Here is a 13352-nt window from a genome sequence, read left to right on the forward strand (position 1 = left end):
CGGCCTATCCATTCGCGGATGCGGTGGGCGGGACGGCCCGAGGCCCGAGTACGGCCAGCAGCTCGGCACGTTCGGCTTCGCTGGTGGCGCCCAGGTAGAGGCGACGGGCGTCCGCCAGCGCGGCCGCGTAGTCACCGGCCCGTACGGCCGTCTCGATACGGCGGAGGGATGCGCGTATCTGCTCGTCCTCCATGAACGGACCTCCTTTCGGTTTCAGGCATGGGACGGGTAGGGACGCGGCGCGAAGCGGTCGCGCCGACCGTTGAGGAGGTGAGGTCAGCCGGTCACGGGAAGCGTTTTGACCAGCGGAATCGACGGGCCGGGCGCCCCGGTCGGCACGACAGGCCGGAAGCGATCAAGCGCCGGAACGTCCGGGACCAGATGAGCCGAGGCGGCACAGACGGCGGCAGCGTCGGTGAGGGACAGGTACGGCGTACGGATGCGGGACCAGCCGCCGGAGGTGTCCCCGGCGACGGCAAGACCAGGCCGTTCGGGCGCGATACCGCACGCGGCGAGTACGGCCTCAGGGGCGATGTCGCCAAGAGCCATCTTGGCCGAGGCTTCGTCGTTGACTCGATGACAGACGCGTCCCGTGAGCTGGGCACGGAGCATCGTGGCGCCCTTGCCCAGTTCGGCGCCGAAGCGCTGGCCGCACACTTCGAGGTAGATGCCGGCGGCGCGGCCGAGTTGGGCGAGGCGGATGAGCTGGGTGACCATCTCGTCTCGCCGTTCCTCGTCCTTGCGGGTGGCGACGAGGAAGAGTTCGGCCACCTCGTCCACGAACACGACCACCGGAACCGGCCGTTCGGACTCCGGAAGCCCCCAGACATCGGACGTGATGTCGGCGTCCAGGGTGTCCGGCGCGATCCCCTGCCGCGCCTTGATCAGGTCGTACCGCTCCTCCATCAACCGCACCAGCACCGGCAGCAGCTCAGCCGCCTGCCCGGAGTCCGTAGCCAGCGCCGACAACCGCGGGGCGAACGGTGCCAGCTCCACACCCCGCTTGCAGTCGATCCCAACCAGGGCAACCGGCTGCGGAGCGAGCCCGGCGACCAGATGGCGCAGGAACATCGACTTCCCCGAAAGCGTCGCGCCCAGCGTGAGTTGATGCGGAACCGCCCGGTAGTCGCGGACGTACGCAGTCGCGTCCTCCCGCAGCGCCACCGGAACCTTCAGAAACCCACCTTCGACCTTGCGCGGCATCCGAACCTTCCGCAGCACATCGAAGCCGACAAGCCGCAGCTCGACCACGCCCGGCTTGATCTCGGACACGTACACGGCATGGACGCCCCAGGCATGCCGCAGGCGTTCGGCCGAGGCCGCCACATCCGCCGGTTCCTGGCCCGCAGCCAGCCGAAGCCGGATTCGCATGCCCGTCGAGGTCGGCCGGATCAGGCCCCGACGTGGCGGTACGGGCCGCACTTCGCGCCGGGTCGCCGCATGGACAAGCAGAGCACGGAGCCGGGACGGCGGGACCGTCAGCCCGCACGACTCCATCGTCGAGCCGTACGAACCGAGCAGCCGAGCCGTCGACAGTGGCAGACCGGCCGTGCACCAGAAGGCAGCCGGATGCTTCACCCGGAGGTAGGCGCCACCGCCACCAAGCGCGGCGACCGGGGCGCCCACCCCCAACAACGTCAGCAGATCGGACACGGCGATCAGGCCGCCGCCGCAGCCGGAACGGTGAACTCGGCGGGCATCACGGCCGTGGCCCGGAAGGCGATGCCGTGCCGCTCCTGGCCGTTGAACGTGGACTCCCACGGTCGAGCCACCAGCCCGGCCAGCGAGACCGGCGACCCGACCGCCAGCCCCTCGGTCAGCCCGTTCTCCGGCACGGTGACCTTGAGGAGCGCCGACTCGCCACCCTCGATGTAGACGACCCCGACCGTCCACAGCACCTCACCGGTGTTGGCGTCGGTGGCGACTTCGCCGGTCCGCCGGTCCTTCAGCTTCTTCTCCGGAGCCTCGGTCAGCAGGATCGTGGCCGCCGAGGTCTCCACGCGGATGGAACGCAACGTTCTCTCCCTCTCCATCGATAGCTAGTCGTCTAGACAAGCTGCAACCTTCGCGCCCGGAATTCCGAAGCGCGGAGATCACTATGACACAGAGACGGCTACTCGTCTATACGAGTTCAGTGTCTCGTGTGTACGAGCTGAGGGAGGAGGGGCGGAAGCGCATCAGCGTTCCCTCCACCCCGTCATCAAGTGGCAGGTAGCTGGTAGTTGAGGACGTACGCGTCGGCGGCCATCACCGTGTCGCAGACCTCGACCACGCGCCCTTCGGTGTCATGCGCGGTGCGGGTCAGGTGAATGACCGGGACGCCGGACGCCAGCCGAAGCGTCTTGACCTCCTGGGGCGTGGGCATCCGGGCACGGATCTCCTCGTCGAAGTGGTCGAGCCGGTGCCCCAACTCTTCCAGCCGGGCGTAGATGCCGCCGGGGCCCGGATTCGGCTGGGCGATCGGGGTGCCGGTCGCCAGGTCCAGCGGGATGTACGAGGTGGCGAACTCGACCGGCCGGCCGTCGAGCAGATAGCGGCGGCGACGAGCCAGCACGCGGCGCGCTCCGCCCAGGCGCGTGGCGATGTCCTGCGAGGGGCGCTCCTCCTTCACCTCCAGGCTGTCCACCTCCGGCCGGCTGCCCGCGGCTTCGGCCTCCACGGTGAACGCGGACTTGCCCTGTTCGCGATGGCGCCGGGCGAAACGGTCCGAGGCCAGCCGCCGCACCGGCGGACGCGGCCGGACGAAGACACCCTTGCCGTGCTCGGAGACCACCAGGCCCTCGCCCTGGAGGACGGCCAGGGAATTGCGGACGGTCATCCGCGAAACGCCGTAATGCTCGACCAGCTCCGTCTCGGAGGGCAGCTTGTCGCCCTCCTTGAACCGGCCCTTGTCGATCGCCTCGCGGAGCTGGTCGGCGATCTGCCGGAACACCGCGCGGTCACTGGTGGGGTCCAGCGCGCCGAGCAGGGCAGTACCCTGAGCGGGCATGTTGACTCCTTTAGGTATCTAGACGAGCGGCTGACACGTGTTGCTACGGTGGGAAGCCTAGCCAGCCGAAGGGGATGAAAGTTCCGTGAGCGCCGAGCGTCCGCACTCCGTGAGCGTCGCCGGAGTCATCGTCGACGACCGGGGCCGGGCCCTACTCATCCAGCGCCGCGACAACGGCCAGTGGGAACCGCCTGGTGGCGTGCTCGAACCGGGCGAGACGATCCCCGAAGCGCTTCAGCGCGAGGTCCTCGAAGAGACCGGCATCAAGATCGCCCTCCCGGCAACCCTGACCGGCATCTACAAGAACATGACCGGCTTGATCGTCTCGATGGTCTTCCGCTGCGAAGCCATCGACGGCACCCCCACGACCGGCGAGGAAACCCGCGCCCTTCGTTGGGCGAGCCGCGAGGAAGTCACCGAACTCGCCGACGAGGCGTACGCGATCCGCTTCCTGGACGCCCTCGACGCCACATCGCCACCCGCCGTACGAGCACACGACGGCGTCAAACTCGTCTAGCTCTAACCCACTGCCCATAGCGGCCCACCAGCGTAAAGGAACTTGTATGCACGAGTATATGAGCAGTCGCCTAGCTGCTGGGCGAGAACGCGAAAGTTCACCGGGGAAAGTTGGTCGTGGGCTGCGGGCGCTGTGCGGGATTGGCCGCGATCGAGGCGTTGGCGCTGCCGACGCCCCGCGCTACCGGTGCGAGGCCGTTGCCCATGTGCTCCATGAGCGCCGTTTCATCTGTCTCGGCTTAGGCTCTGCGACCACTCCACGTCTTGCCCTGCGCTGGCTGCGTGGCCGAGCCCGCGACATCGCCGATCAGCTCGACACCCTGGCGGCGAGACCGGTCCGCTACTGGCTCAGTGACCGCGCCGCCCATGAGGACGCACTACGCGCCCTTGCCGGAGGCGAGTCCTACCTCTTCGCGATCCGCGATGAAGCCGTCCACTACACGCTGTCAGTGAGTCCCGCATGGAGGACGAAATGAGTCCCGTGACTGCGTCCGTGCCCCGCCCTGGCTACTGGTGCGAGTGCTGGACTCAGAGCCCGGCGACCGGCGAGACACCTGTTCTGCTTGCTTCCTGCGAGGGCGACAGCGCCGTCCAGGCCGTCCGATGGATTCGGGTTGCCCTCCGCACGATCACCTCGGGGCTCGAAGCCGAAGCCGCGGCGCACGCCCGGAGGTGGATGGCCGGCGGGTACGTGAGCGCCATCGAGGCCCTGGCGTACAACACGTCCTACTCCTTCACCGTCAGCCACCGCGACACCCGCATCGAGTGGACCGCCCGGCCGGTCCTCTTCCTCGATCTGGCCCACCGCACGGCCGTGGAACTCCCCGCTTGCGCCGAGACGTTCACGCCCCGCCCGAAGACTCCCACGCCTTACTGAGTAACAACCTTCTCTACGAGTTCAAGGCGGCTCGCTCCGCTCCCCGCGCGCGGCCCGGCCCCCGCCCGGGCCTGCGCTCCTGTCTCCGCCCCGCTCCAGCCCGGCCGGCGCCCGTGCCGCGCGGTTTGACGATCAGCCGCCTGATGTCAGAGAAGGGGTGCGCCGTGGCTGGGACGGTCGGCTCCGCGGCTTTACGGAGCCACTTTGGCGCGAGCCTCGAAGATCATGGCCCCAACAGTCGTTCCCCCGAGCTTGCGTACACGACGGCACCGCACCCCCTATCGGGGAAGGGGCTTCACATTGTTGTTACTGAGGTTGAACTCGTGGTGTCGTAGGGGCTGTCGGGTGTCGGTTGCCTGGGGTACGACCGAGGTATGCGGTATCCACAGGGTGGCGGGCTGACCGCCGAACGACGCCAGTTCCGCGAGGAGTTACGGGGGCAGGCCGCAGAGCGCTTCGCCCGGGACGAGGCGAGTTCGGTGATCGCCAAGGATCTACGTGTCAGTGTCCGGTCGGTCCAGCGGTGGCGGCGGACGTGGGAGGAAGGCGGTCCGCGAGCCCTGCGCTCGCAGGGCCCGGCGTCGCTGCCCAGGTTGAGCGAGGAGCAGTTCGCGCAGTCCTCGTCTGGGACAACCTCAACGTCCACAAAGCCGCCGGCCTGCGGGAGTTCGCCGAGGCCCGGGACTGGCTGACCATCTACTACCTGCCGCCCTACGCACCCGACCTCAACCCCGTCGAAGGGGTCTGGTCGCTCCTGCGACGCGGCTGGCTCTCCAACGTCGCCTTCCGCACCCCTGAACACCTCGTCCAGACCGTCCGACGCGGCCTGCGGCACATCCAGTACCGCAGCCACCTCATAGACGGCTGCCTCACCGAGACCGGCCTGCTGATCAGAGCCGTCTGACACAGCACGACATCACGAGTTCAACCTCAGTAAGTCGCCCCCGCCGGGCGGACAGCACTGGCACACTGAGCACAACGAGCACTTCTCGGAATTGAAGCCTGAATACAGGAGGAAGAAATGAAGAGGGCATTCGTGGGCCTTTCGACACCCCTTTGCTACGATTATAAAAATCCAATTAGGCCTTACAGTGAGGAACAGTGGGACATTCCAAACCCGATCCTAGAGAACACCATGGGCTTACTTCTTTGCTATGACGAGATTTGGTTTCTGTCGCGCGAAACATGTCCGCTGGCCCTACATGGTCTCGAATACGTGAAATTCGTATCAGACGATCCAGAGCTACTCATGCGGGCGCGCGTAGCACATGAACAGTACAGCGAACTCTACAGAGAATGGATCCGGAGCCCAGAGCACTCAGGGGGATTCCACGGGCCATTCGGACAGTCGAGGAGTTCCGTCGAACCTAATGTCTACGTAACAACGGTCGACACCCTCAAAGCATCAGTGAAATTTGACTTGGGGCCCGACAATCATAGCCGAGGAATTCTGGACCTAGCTCAAGGAAATGCAGATGAGGGAAACCTCATTGCGGATATTGGAATTGCGGCAGCCTTGGATATGAATCTAGAAGTAATTATGAATTCATTTACGGCGGCTCATTCGATCACTAATATCCCGGCTGCCCTAAGTCGCGGAACCTATGAGCAGTGGAGGATGGAGGCGGCCGAACAGATCGCCTCAGTCAAGACGATCGATTTTCTAGGGCCCGCAGGGGCGTACCACGACAGCGTGGAATCCTTGCGCTCTCATGCCCGTGTGGCAGAGTTCAGGCAATATCTAGGCGCCATGGAACGGCCTGCAGGCGATCTCGCCACCCTAGCCAACGAGGTAGAAAACCTCGCCCTTAAACACGCACGCGACACTCTTGAGAAGTACCTCAAAGGTACGGGTAAAATCCCCGCCATCGGCGCCGCAGCAATCGGAACTGCCGGAAATCTGATGCACCCAGGTGTGGGTAGCGCGCTGGGAGGCGCCTTCAATGCTATTCAATGGATCAAGGAAAGGGAAGAGCGAAAAAAGATGGCTTGGTCCCTGTTCGTTATTGATGCGCGCAAACGTTGAAATCCTACCCGGTTGATTTCGAGGGCGTATAGGGATCGTGTTTGCGGCGACTGTAGTTACACTCACGCGACAGGCCCCACACACTGTTTTGTGGCGAACAAGTCACTGCGCAATTTCTCCTCGCCGCGGTTCCTTCGTCGCAGCTTGCTCTGACGGACGTCGATCGAGCAGCGTGGCTGAGGTCAGTGGGGGTGCAGCGAGGCACACGCGCGCCTGGTCGGTCGGCCTCCTCGCCATCGTGGCTGACTGTCGTCGGCTGAGGATCAGACCTCCAAGACCGAGCTCCGCCCAGGGTTCTCAGAGGCGAAACCTTCGTGCTATTCGCGTGCCAGAACCTGCAGGGAACCATGGGGAACGGCGGGTACTGGACTTAGGTCCCACCCGGCTCCAACACCCGCCGCGCCACAGGTCAGCACAGCAACTGCTGCCAGAAAACCCAAGCTTCCCAAGCTGAGGGTGTTTAGCGATGACAGGCACAGCAGCGGTACCCATAAGGCATCATGTGGCCATGCTGGCCAACCTGCTACCCGGACTGCGAGATGTTCGAGCGCCTCTTGCCTCTGGATACGTGCTGCTGATTTCTCTCTGGCTGGGCATTCCTAATGCTCGCCCATCCGTAAAGTATTCCCATGACGTAATCGCAGATCTATGGAAGCTATCCAATATGGTCGGGAAAGGCGCTTCCCTTGCGGCCGTGACGTTCATCGCTTACCTGATCGGCAGCATGCTGCACATCAACGCACGAAGTGCGCTCAAATATTTTGACGCCAAGAGGGAGGTTCTGCTATTTGGGGGCGGCTGGTTCTCCAACGTTGACTGGCCGTTGATTCGACGCGACCGAGACTCGATCCAAGTAAGCGCAGCAACTCTAGAAAGACTCATTTTTCACCTGCAGAAGATATCTGGCAGCGACGACTCCCAGGAAATTCAAGAAAAGGTGTTGCAGACCCAGAACGCCGTACTTGCCGAGCTGGGGAATCTGGAGATTCGCCTACACGCCAGGAGTGCAGATCTATACGGGGACCATGACCGAACAGCAGCAGAAGCGGACTTGCGAATCAATGTAGGCCTCTCCCTGTCTATCCTAATCTGTGTCCTTGTGCTTCGAGGGAGCCTTTGGTGGACAGTTGGGTTGTGCGCATCGTTTTACCTGATCAAACAAGGGTTCACTCGCGCACGCCAGGCCAATGACGTCCTTATCGAAATTACGCTTTCGGAAGAATTGGACTCATCCAGCATCTCAAGTTTCAGAAGGGAGTTCGAAGCGGAGACTGGCGGTGTTCATTTCACTTCACTGGATGACTTGATTGCCAATAGAATGCGCTCCGCCAGTTCGTCCAGTCCGGATACGGGGGCCTCGCCGACCGATGAGCGCACGTCATAGGACCAGTTTGCGGAACCTTCGTTGCTTCCCCGTCATCGGTCAGCCTCGGTTGAAGGCACTGCTGGGCAGTTGTGAGGTCACGTGGTTGTCCAGTGCGCTCACCGATTCCACACCCGCTGGAACTCTTCGGCTGGGATGGCCTCCAGCGGATCTTCGTCAGGATCCATCGGTTGGTCTGTCAGGAAGCCGTGCTCGTCCTCCAAGTGCTCCCAGCTGTACCGGTGAAGTTGGCCGGCCGAAGTCAGCTCGGCTTGCTTGATGGCGATCAACTCGCCGCGGCCGAGTACGGCCTCGATGTACCAGAGGCCGCCTTCGTCATCAGCGTGGCGGAAGTTGTGCCGCAGGGTGGCATCCTCATCGAGTGCTCGGTAGTACGCCACGGTCTCTGCTCTGATGCGCTCCAGGTCAATCACGGGATCATCGTGCCAACAAGCGCACGCGGTTGTGCCGCTCTGACATCCACAAGTGACATCAACGGCGACGGACGCCAGCGCTCCTGAGCGGTCTGGCATGGCCAACATGACTGGGCGGCTCCCAGCAGGGCTGGGGTGCGATCGAACTTACAAAGCAGATGTCGGCGGTTCGAATCCGTCTGTGCCCACCAGCCCAAAGACCCCCTGCCGATCATGGCGGGGGGTCTTTGGCGTTCAGAAGTGACGGCATCGGGGGCGGGGTGGGCCCGAAGGTGAGGGGAGTGGAATGCCGCAGGGGAGGTCGGCGGTGTCGCGGGAGGAGCGGTGGGAGGTTGCTGTCCCGGAAGGAATGGGCCGCTGCGGTACGTCCGGGGCGGCCCGATTGATGTTCCCGTAGCGCCATGTCCTTTCGAAGGCCCTCTGCAGAAGCGTGCAGGGGGTCTTTCGCGTACGTGGGGGCCGGGCGGAGGCCGGGGTGTCGGGCGGGGGCTGGTGGTGTCGGTTGTCGCGGGTGGGGTGGCTGTGTATCGTCGAGAGTGACTTGAAGTTTCAAGTAAATGATCCGTACCTCCGTCCGAAAGAGCGGCCTCCATGACCACCCCCCTCGGTACCGTCCCGACGGCGCGCGCCGGTGCGCCGGAACACCCCGACTCGTCCCCGCACGGATACGCCGCGGGCCTGCTCGTGTTGCGGCTGGTCATCGGCGCGACGATGGCCGCGCACGGGGCGCAGAAGCTGTTCGGCTGGTTCGGCGGGCCCGGGCTGGACGGCACCGGCCAGTTCTTCACGATGAGCGGCTACCCGGCCGGGCACACCATGGCCGTCGTGGCCGGGCTCAGCGAGGTGCTGGGCGGGCTCGGGCTGGTCGTCGGGCTGTTCACGCCGCTGGCTGCCGCCGCGGTCGTGGGCACGATGATCAACGCGCTGGCCGTCAAATGGGGCGGCGGCTTCTTCGCGCCCAAGGGCGTCGAGTACGAACTCCTGCTGACCCTCGGGGCGGCCGCGCTCGCCCTGACCGGGCCGGGGCGCTACGCCCTCGACCGCTGGGTGCCGGTCCTGCGCTCCCACCGGCTGCGGTACGGCGCGCTGGCCCTGATCCTGGGCGTGGTACTCGCCGGGATCGTGCTGCTGGTACGTAACTGACGTCGTCGTCGATGCCGCGGCGGCCCGGGCGCGCGGGGCCGCGCGGCAGGTGTGGAGAGGAAGAGTGAGTCCGGTGTCGGTGCGCAGGCTGAACCATGCGGTGCTGTACGTGCGGGACGTCACGGTGTCCGTGGCGTTCTACGGGGAGACCCTGGGGCTCGCGCCGGTCGATGAGTCGCCCGGCCGGGCGGCGTTCCTCCGGGCGGCCGGTTCCCTGAACGATCACGACCTGGGACTGTTCGCCGTGGCGGAGGACGCGCCGGGGCCCGGGACCGGGCGGGTGGGGCTGTACCACCTGGCCTGGGAGGTCGGCACGCTCAGGGAACTGGTCGCGGCCCGGGAACTGCTGGCCGCGCGCGGTGCGCTGGTCGGGGAGAGCGATCACCTCGTATCGAAGTCGCTGTACGCCAAGGACCCGGACGGCAACGAGTTCGAGGTCATGTGGCGGGTGCCGCGCGAGGACTGGCCGGGCCCGGACGAACCGGACCGGCTGCGGCCGCTCGACCTCGCCGCCGCACTCGCACGCTGGGGGCCGGACCGGGAGACGGGCGCGGGGGCCGGCCAGGCCACCTGAGCCCCTCCGGGCGTCGCACGCTCAGTAGCTCAAGGACGAGAGGAAGCCATGGAGGGCGTGGTCGAACTGCCCGACGTTCTCCAGGTTGACCATGTGTCCGGCGCCGGGTATGCGTACCCGCCGCGCGCCGGGCACCGCGAGGGTGAGGGCGTGGGCGTTGGCGGAGATGTCGCCGCTGTCGAGGTCGCCGTCGAGGACGAGGGTGGGGACGCGCAGCTCGGCGAGCCGCTCGGCGGCGCCGATCTCCAGGGGCATCCCCGTACCTTCGGCGTGCACCTCGACATTGGCCTCGGCGGCGGCGCGCAGCCGCTCACGCAGCCCGGCATGGACGGTTTCGGGCGCCCGGTGCGGGCCGTCCACCCATCCACGCAGGAAGTGTTCGACGTACCGCTCGACGCCGTCCGGCTCGCCGATCGCGGCGGACTGCTCCCGCAAGTGGTGGAGGAGGAACGGGTCGGTGAAAGGGCGTCCGCTGATGCCCGGTGAGGCGAGTGCCAGCGCCGTGACGCGCTCGGGGTGCGCCAGCGCCGCGTCGAGGGCCACGCGGGAGCCGTGGGAGAGACCCACCAGGACGGCGCGGTCCACCGCGAGCGCGTCGAGCAGTGCCCGCAGGTCGTCGTGGTGGGCGAAGTCGCCGGTGGCCGTGGAGGAGAGGCCGTGGCCCCGCAGGTCGTACCGGATCGCGCGGAGGCCGGAGTTGACGAGCCAGGTGAACTGCTCGTCCCACATCCGCTGGTCCAGCAGCGCGCCGTGCAGCAGCACCACGGCGGGGCCGGTACCGGCGGCTTCGTAGAACAGCTCGCCGTCGTCGATCGGCACCGTGCCGTTCTCGACGTCGCTCCATGCGCTGATGCCCTGGATCATGCTCCGTGCCGTCCTTCGTGAGCGGTGAGTGGTGAGCTGTGTCGTACGAGGTGGGGTGCGGTGACGGGTGGTTCGCCGGGTCCCTTCGGACAACGTCCGGATCGTGCGCCGCGTGCCGGAAATTTTCCCCGGCCGCTCCACCCGGTGGCCGTGCTGCTCCGCTCAGGCGTCGCCAGGTGGCCGCGGCGCCGCGTCGGAGCTGAACGTCACGACGAGATCGGCGCGTTCCCGGCCCGTCGCCACCAGGCGGGCGTTGGCCTCGTCCGAGGTGTGGACGAAGCGCTCCGCCGCGTCGCGTGCGGTGCCGAACCGCTCGTGACGCGCGATCAGCCGTCGCACCCGTTCCGTGCCGGGCAGGTCGACGTACCAGACCTCGTCCAGCAGGGCGCGGGCGCGCCGCCACGGAGGGGCGTCCAGGAGCAGGTAGTTGCCCTCGGTGATGACGAGCGGGACCTCGGCCGGTACGGGGAGGGCACCGGCCACAGGGTCCTCGATGCGACGGTCGAACTCTGGGGCGTAGATGACCGATCCCGGGACGGGGTGGCGCAGCCGCTCCAACAGGGCGGTGTAGCCGTCCGGGTCGAAGGTGTCCGGGGCGCCCTTGCGGTGGCTGCGGCCCAGGCGGCGCAGTTCGGCGGCGGCGAGGTGGAACCCGTCCATGGGGACCAGCGCCGCCTGCCCGGCCAGCCGGGCCACCAGATGGGCGGCGAGCGTCGACTTCCCGGCACCGGGCGGGCCCGCGATGCCGAGCAGGCGGCGGTGCCCGGGCGTCGCGGAGGCGGCGAGCCGACGGGCGCGCGTCAGGAGATGCTGCGGATCCATGGTGGGTCCATGGTGCCCGAGGGGAGGGGCACTTCGGCGAGTGGCCCGTGGGCAAGCCCCCCACCGCGGGCCCCACCCACCGGCGCCGCCCGGACACCACCGGACCGAGCCGGCCGGGCTCCTACCCCTCCGCAGCCTTCAATCGCCACAACGACGTCACCTCCGCCGCCCGCGCCGCATGCAGCGGGTCGGAGGCATCACGCGCCCGAGGGTGCCGGGGGGCGATGTCGTGGCGGCCGACGACGGTCAGACCGGCCGTTTCGAAGGCCGACAGCAGCTCCGCGTGCGGGCGCAGGCCGAGGTGTTCCGCCAGGTCGGAGAGGATCAGCCAGCCTTCACCGTCCGGTGTCAGATGGGCCGCCAGGCCGTTCAGGAAACCGAGGAGCATGCGGCTTCCGGGGTCGTAGACGGCGTGCTCCACCGGGGCGGCCGGCTTCGCGGGGACCCAGGGCGGGTTGCAGATCACCAGAGGGGCGCGCCCCTCGGGAAACAGGTCGGCCTCGATGATCTCGACCCGGTCCGCGGCACCCAGGCGCGCGGTGTTCTCCCGGGCGCAGGCGAGCGCGCGCGGGTCCTGGTCGGTGGCGACGACCCGGTGCACGCCCCGGCGCGCGAGCACCGTGGCGAGGACGCCCGTACCGGTGCCGATGTCGAAGGCCAGCTCCAGGGAGGGCAGCGGTGCCTCCGCCACCAGGTCGACGTACTCGCCCCGGGCCGGGGAGAAGACGCCGTAGTGCGGGTGGATGCGGTCGCCGCCCAGCGCCGGGATCTCGACGCCCTTGCGGCGCCACTCGTACGCCCCGATGAGGCCGAGCAGCTCGCGCAGGGAGACGACCGAGGCGGCGTCGGGGGCCGCGGGCCCGGCGGGCTCCGGGGGCGGCCCGTACGCCTGGGCGCACGCCGCGCGCACATCGGGGGCGCGGGGCAGCGGCACCGCCAGCTCCGCGTCGAGGGGGACGAGCAGCATGCCCAGGATGCGGGCGCGTTGGTTCTGGGCCGCGCGGTGCTGGTGGAACGCGAGCGCGGGATCGGCGGGCGGCGCCTTGCGCGGGCGGCGGTCGATGCGGCGGGCCAGCGCCGTCAGCATCTGCCGCGCGTTGTGGAAATCGCCGCGCCAGAGGAGTGCGGTGCCCTCGCAGACGAGCTTGTAGGCGGCGTCGGCCTTCATCCGGTCGTCCGCGATCACGACACGCTTCGGGGGCGGCGCGCCGCTCTCGGAGCGCCATACGGCGGTACGGGCCTCGTCGGCCTCGGTCCATGCGACGACCGGCGGTGCGTTCACCTGAATGTGCCTCGTGTGGATGGTGCGGAACCCGGCCGGCCGCCGCGGGGCGGGGCTCCGCCCGGGGCGCCGGGCCGCCCTCGGCGTGCGCGGGCACAGGGGCGGAGCAGCGGGATGGTGACGGCCGACTCTACCCGGTGCCGGACGGCCGCACCGGTGCGCGCGGACCGTCGCCCGAGGTCCCGGCCACGGGGCGGCCGGTACGGGACCTTCGTCCCGTGCCGTGCGGCAGCCACCGGGGCAGGATGAGAACAGCGGTAAAGGGGCGAAGGGCATGGTAGGTGTTCAACCATCGCAACCATCGCAACCATCGCAACCATCGCAACCATCGCAACCATCGCAACCATCGCAACCATCGCAACCATCGCAACCATCGCAACCATCGCAGGGCTGGCTCTTCCGTACGCATCCGTACGCATCCGTACGCACGGGCTCCCGGGGTGGGGGCTGCCCCGGGGCGCC

At 67.5% G+C, this 13352-nt stretch carries 15 protein-coding genes and 1 pseudogene; 8 read left to right on the plus strand and 8 right to left on the minus strand.

Features of this window, described 5'->3' with window-relative positions; genetic code table 11:
* Nucleotides 1-4: 4 nt before the first annotated feature.
* The 4 genes from ACFWWQ_RS04200 to ACFWWQ_RS04215 all read right to left on the minus strand — a co-directional run bounded on the left by ACFWWQ_RS04200 (nucleotide 5) and on the right by ACFWWQ_RS04215 (nucleotide 2989).
* Nucleotides 5-193, minus strand: a complete 189-nt coding sequence (locus ACFWWQ_RS04200; protein WP_384589769.1) for a hypothetical protein — start codon at nucleotides 191-193, stop codon at nucleotides 5-7.
* 83 nt (nucleotides 194-276) lie between these two features.
* Nucleotides 277-1653 (minus strand): FtsK/SpoIIIE domain-containing protein, encoded by a 1377-nt coding sequence (locus ACFWWQ_RS04205; protein WP_384589772.1) that lies wholly within the window; start codon nucleotides 1651-1653, stop codon nucleotides 277-279.
* A 5-nt stretch (nucleotides 1654-1658) separates the two neighbouring features.
* Nucleotides 1659-2015, minus strand: a complete 357-nt coding sequence (locus ACFWWQ_RS04210; RefSeq protein ID WP_384589775.1) for a hypothetical protein — start codon at nucleotides 2013-2015, stop codon at nucleotides 1659-1661.
* 185 nt (nucleotides 2016-2200) lie between these two features.
* Complete coding sequence (locus tag ACFWWQ_RS04215) at nucleotides 2201-2989, minus strand: GntR family transcriptional regulator (protein ID WP_384589778.1); 789 nt, start codon at nucleotides 2987-2989, stop codon at nucleotides 2201-2203.
* A gap of 109 nt (nucleotides 2990-3098) precedes the next feature.
* Between ACFWWQ_RS04215 and ACFWWQ_RS04220 the strand changes: the two genes are divergently transcribed.
* The 6 genes and pseudogenes from ACFWWQ_RS04220 to ACFWWQ_RS04245 all read left to right on the plus strand — a co-directional run bounded on the left by ACFWWQ_RS04220 (nucleotide 3099) and on the right by ACFWWQ_RS04245 (nucleotide 7792).
* Entirely contained in the window at nucleotides 3099-3506 is a 408-nt protein-coding gene (locus ACFWWQ_RS04220) for an NUDIX hydrolase (RefSeq protein ID WP_384590286.1), read from the plus strand.
* A 471-nt stretch (nucleotides 3507-3977) separates the two neighbouring features.
* Nucleotides 3978-4382 carry a hypothetical protein gene (locus tag ACFWWQ_RS04225; RefSeq protein WP_384589781.1) on the plus strand — a complete coding sequence of 135 codons (405 nt, stop codon included), beginning with the start codon at nucleotides 3978-3980 and terminating at the stop codon, nucleotides 4380-4382.
* Nucleotides 4383-4756: 374 nt separating this feature from the next.
* Entirely contained in the window at nucleotides 4757-5074 is a 318-nt protein-coding gene (locus tag ACFWWQ_RS04230) for a helix-turn-helix domain-containing protein (RefSeq protein ID WP_384589784.1), read from the plus strand.
* A pseudogene (locus ACFWWQ_RS04235) lies at nucleotides 4999-5286 on the plus strand (transposase); the annotation flags it as partial. The gene ACFWWQ_RS04230 and the pseudogene ACFWWQ_RS04235, both read left to right, overlap by 76 nt.
* Before the next feature lie 117 nt (nucleotides 5287-5403).
* Complete coding sequence (locus ACFWWQ_RS04240) at nucleotides 5404-6408, plus strand: hypothetical protein (RefSeq protein ID WP_384589787.1); 1005 nt, start codon at nucleotides 5404-5406, stop codon at nucleotides 6406-6408.
* 508 nt (nucleotides 6409-6916) lie between these two features.
* Nucleotides 6917-7792, plus strand: a complete 876-nt coding sequence (locus ACFWWQ_RS04245; RefSeq protein WP_384589790.1) for a hypothetical protein — start codon at nucleotides 6917-6919, stop codon at nucleotides 7790-7792.
* Between the two features lie 98 nt (nucleotides 7793-7890).
* On the opposite strand, the gene ACFWWQ_RS04250 is transcribed toward ACFWWQ_RS04245, so the two are convergent.
* Nucleotides 7891-8205 (minus strand): hypothetical protein, encoded by a 315-nt coding sequence (locus ACFWWQ_RS04250; protein WP_384589793.1) that lies wholly within the window; start codon nucleotides 8203-8205, stop codon nucleotides 7891-7893.
* A gap of 591 nt (nucleotides 8206-8796) precedes the next feature.
* On the opposite strand from ACFWWQ_RS04250, the gene ACFWWQ_RS04255 reads away from it, so the two are divergent.
* On the plus strand, nucleotides 8797-9348 hold the full coding sequence (locus tag ACFWWQ_RS04255; RefSeq protein ID WP_384589796.1) for a DoxX family protein: 552 nt from the start codon (nucleotides 8797-8799) through the stop codon (nucleotides 9346-9348).
* Nucleotides 9349-9421: 73 nt separating this feature from the next.
* On the plus strand, nucleotides 9422-9922 hold the full coding sequence (locus ACFWWQ_RS04260) for a VOC family protein (protein WP_384589799.1): 501 nt from the start codon (nucleotides 9422-9424) through the stop codon (nucleotides 9920-9922).
* A 21-nt stretch (nucleotides 9923-9943) separates the two neighbouring features.
* Here ACFWWQ_RS04260 and ACFWWQ_RS04265 read toward each other — a convergent pair whose 3' ends face one another.
* From ACFWWQ_RS04265 to ACFWWQ_RS04275, 3 genes are all read right to left on the minus strand, one after another.
* Nucleotides 9944-10786: an alpha/beta fold hydrolase gene (locus tag ACFWWQ_RS04265; RefSeq protein WP_384589802.1), complete on the minus strand. Its 843-nt coding sequence runs from the start codon at nucleotides 10784-10786 to the stop codon at nucleotides 9944-9946.
* A gap of 162 nt (nucleotides 10787-10948) precedes the next feature.
* Entirely contained in the window at nucleotides 10949-11608 is a 660-nt protein-coding gene (locus tag ACFWWQ_RS04270; protein WP_384589805.1) for a nucleoside/nucleotide kinase family protein, read from the minus strand.
* A 121-nt stretch (nucleotides 11609-11729) separates the two neighbouring features.
* Nucleotides 11730-12890, minus strand: a complete 1161-nt coding sequence (locus tag ACFWWQ_RS04275; RefSeq protein WP_384589808.1) for a methyltransferase — start codon at nucleotides 12888-12890, stop codon at nucleotides 11730-11732.
* Nucleotides 12891-13352 lie beyond the last annotated feature (462 nt).

The sequence above is a fragment of the Streptomyces sp. NPDC059080 genome, assembly GCF_042739975.1.
Taxonomy (GTDB): Bacteria; Actinomycetota; Actinomycetes; order Streptomycetales; family Streptomycetaceae; genus Streptomyces; species Streptomyces benahoarensis.

Bases quoted from the DNA above. Each gene is read 5' to 3' on its own strand.
- ACFWWQ_RS04255 (WP_384589796.1), top strand. From the start codon at position 8,797: ATGACCACCCCCCTCGGTACCGTCCCGACGGCGCGCGCCGGTGCGCCG.
- ACFWWQ_RS04265 (WP_384589802.1), bottom strand. From the start codon at position 10,786: ATGATCCAGGGCATCAGCGCATGGAGCGACGTCGAGAACGGCACGGTG.
- ACFWWQ_RS04270 (WP_384589805.1), bottom strand. From the start codon at position 11,608: ATGGATCCGCAGCATCTCCTGACGCGCGCCCGTCGGCTCGCCGCCTCC.
- ACFWWQ_RS04215 (WP_384589778.1), bottom strand. From the start codon at position 2,989: ATGCCCGCTCAGGGTACTGCCCTGCTCGGCGCGCTGGACCCCACCAGT.
- ACFWWQ_RS04240 (WP_384589787.1), top strand. From the start codon at position 5,404: ATGAAGAGGGCATTCGTGGGCCTTTCGACACCCCTTTGCTACGATTAT.
- ACFWWQ_RS04230 (WP_384589784.1), top strand. From the start codon at position 4,757: ATGCGGTATCCACAGGGTGGCGGGCTGACCGCCGAACGACGCCAGTTC.
- ACFWWQ_RS04200 (WP_384589769.1), bottom strand. From the start codon at position 193: ATGGAGGACGAGCAGATACGCGCATCCCTCCGCCGTATCGAGACGGCC.
- ACFWWQ_RS04225 (WP_384589781.1), top strand. From the start codon at position 3,978: ATGAGTCCCGTGACTGCGTCCGTGCCCCGCCCTGGCTACTGGTGCGAG.
- ACFWWQ_RS04245 (WP_384589790.1), top strand. From the start codon at position 6,917: ATGCTGGCCAACCTGCTACCCGGACTGCGAGATGTTCGAGCGCCTCTT.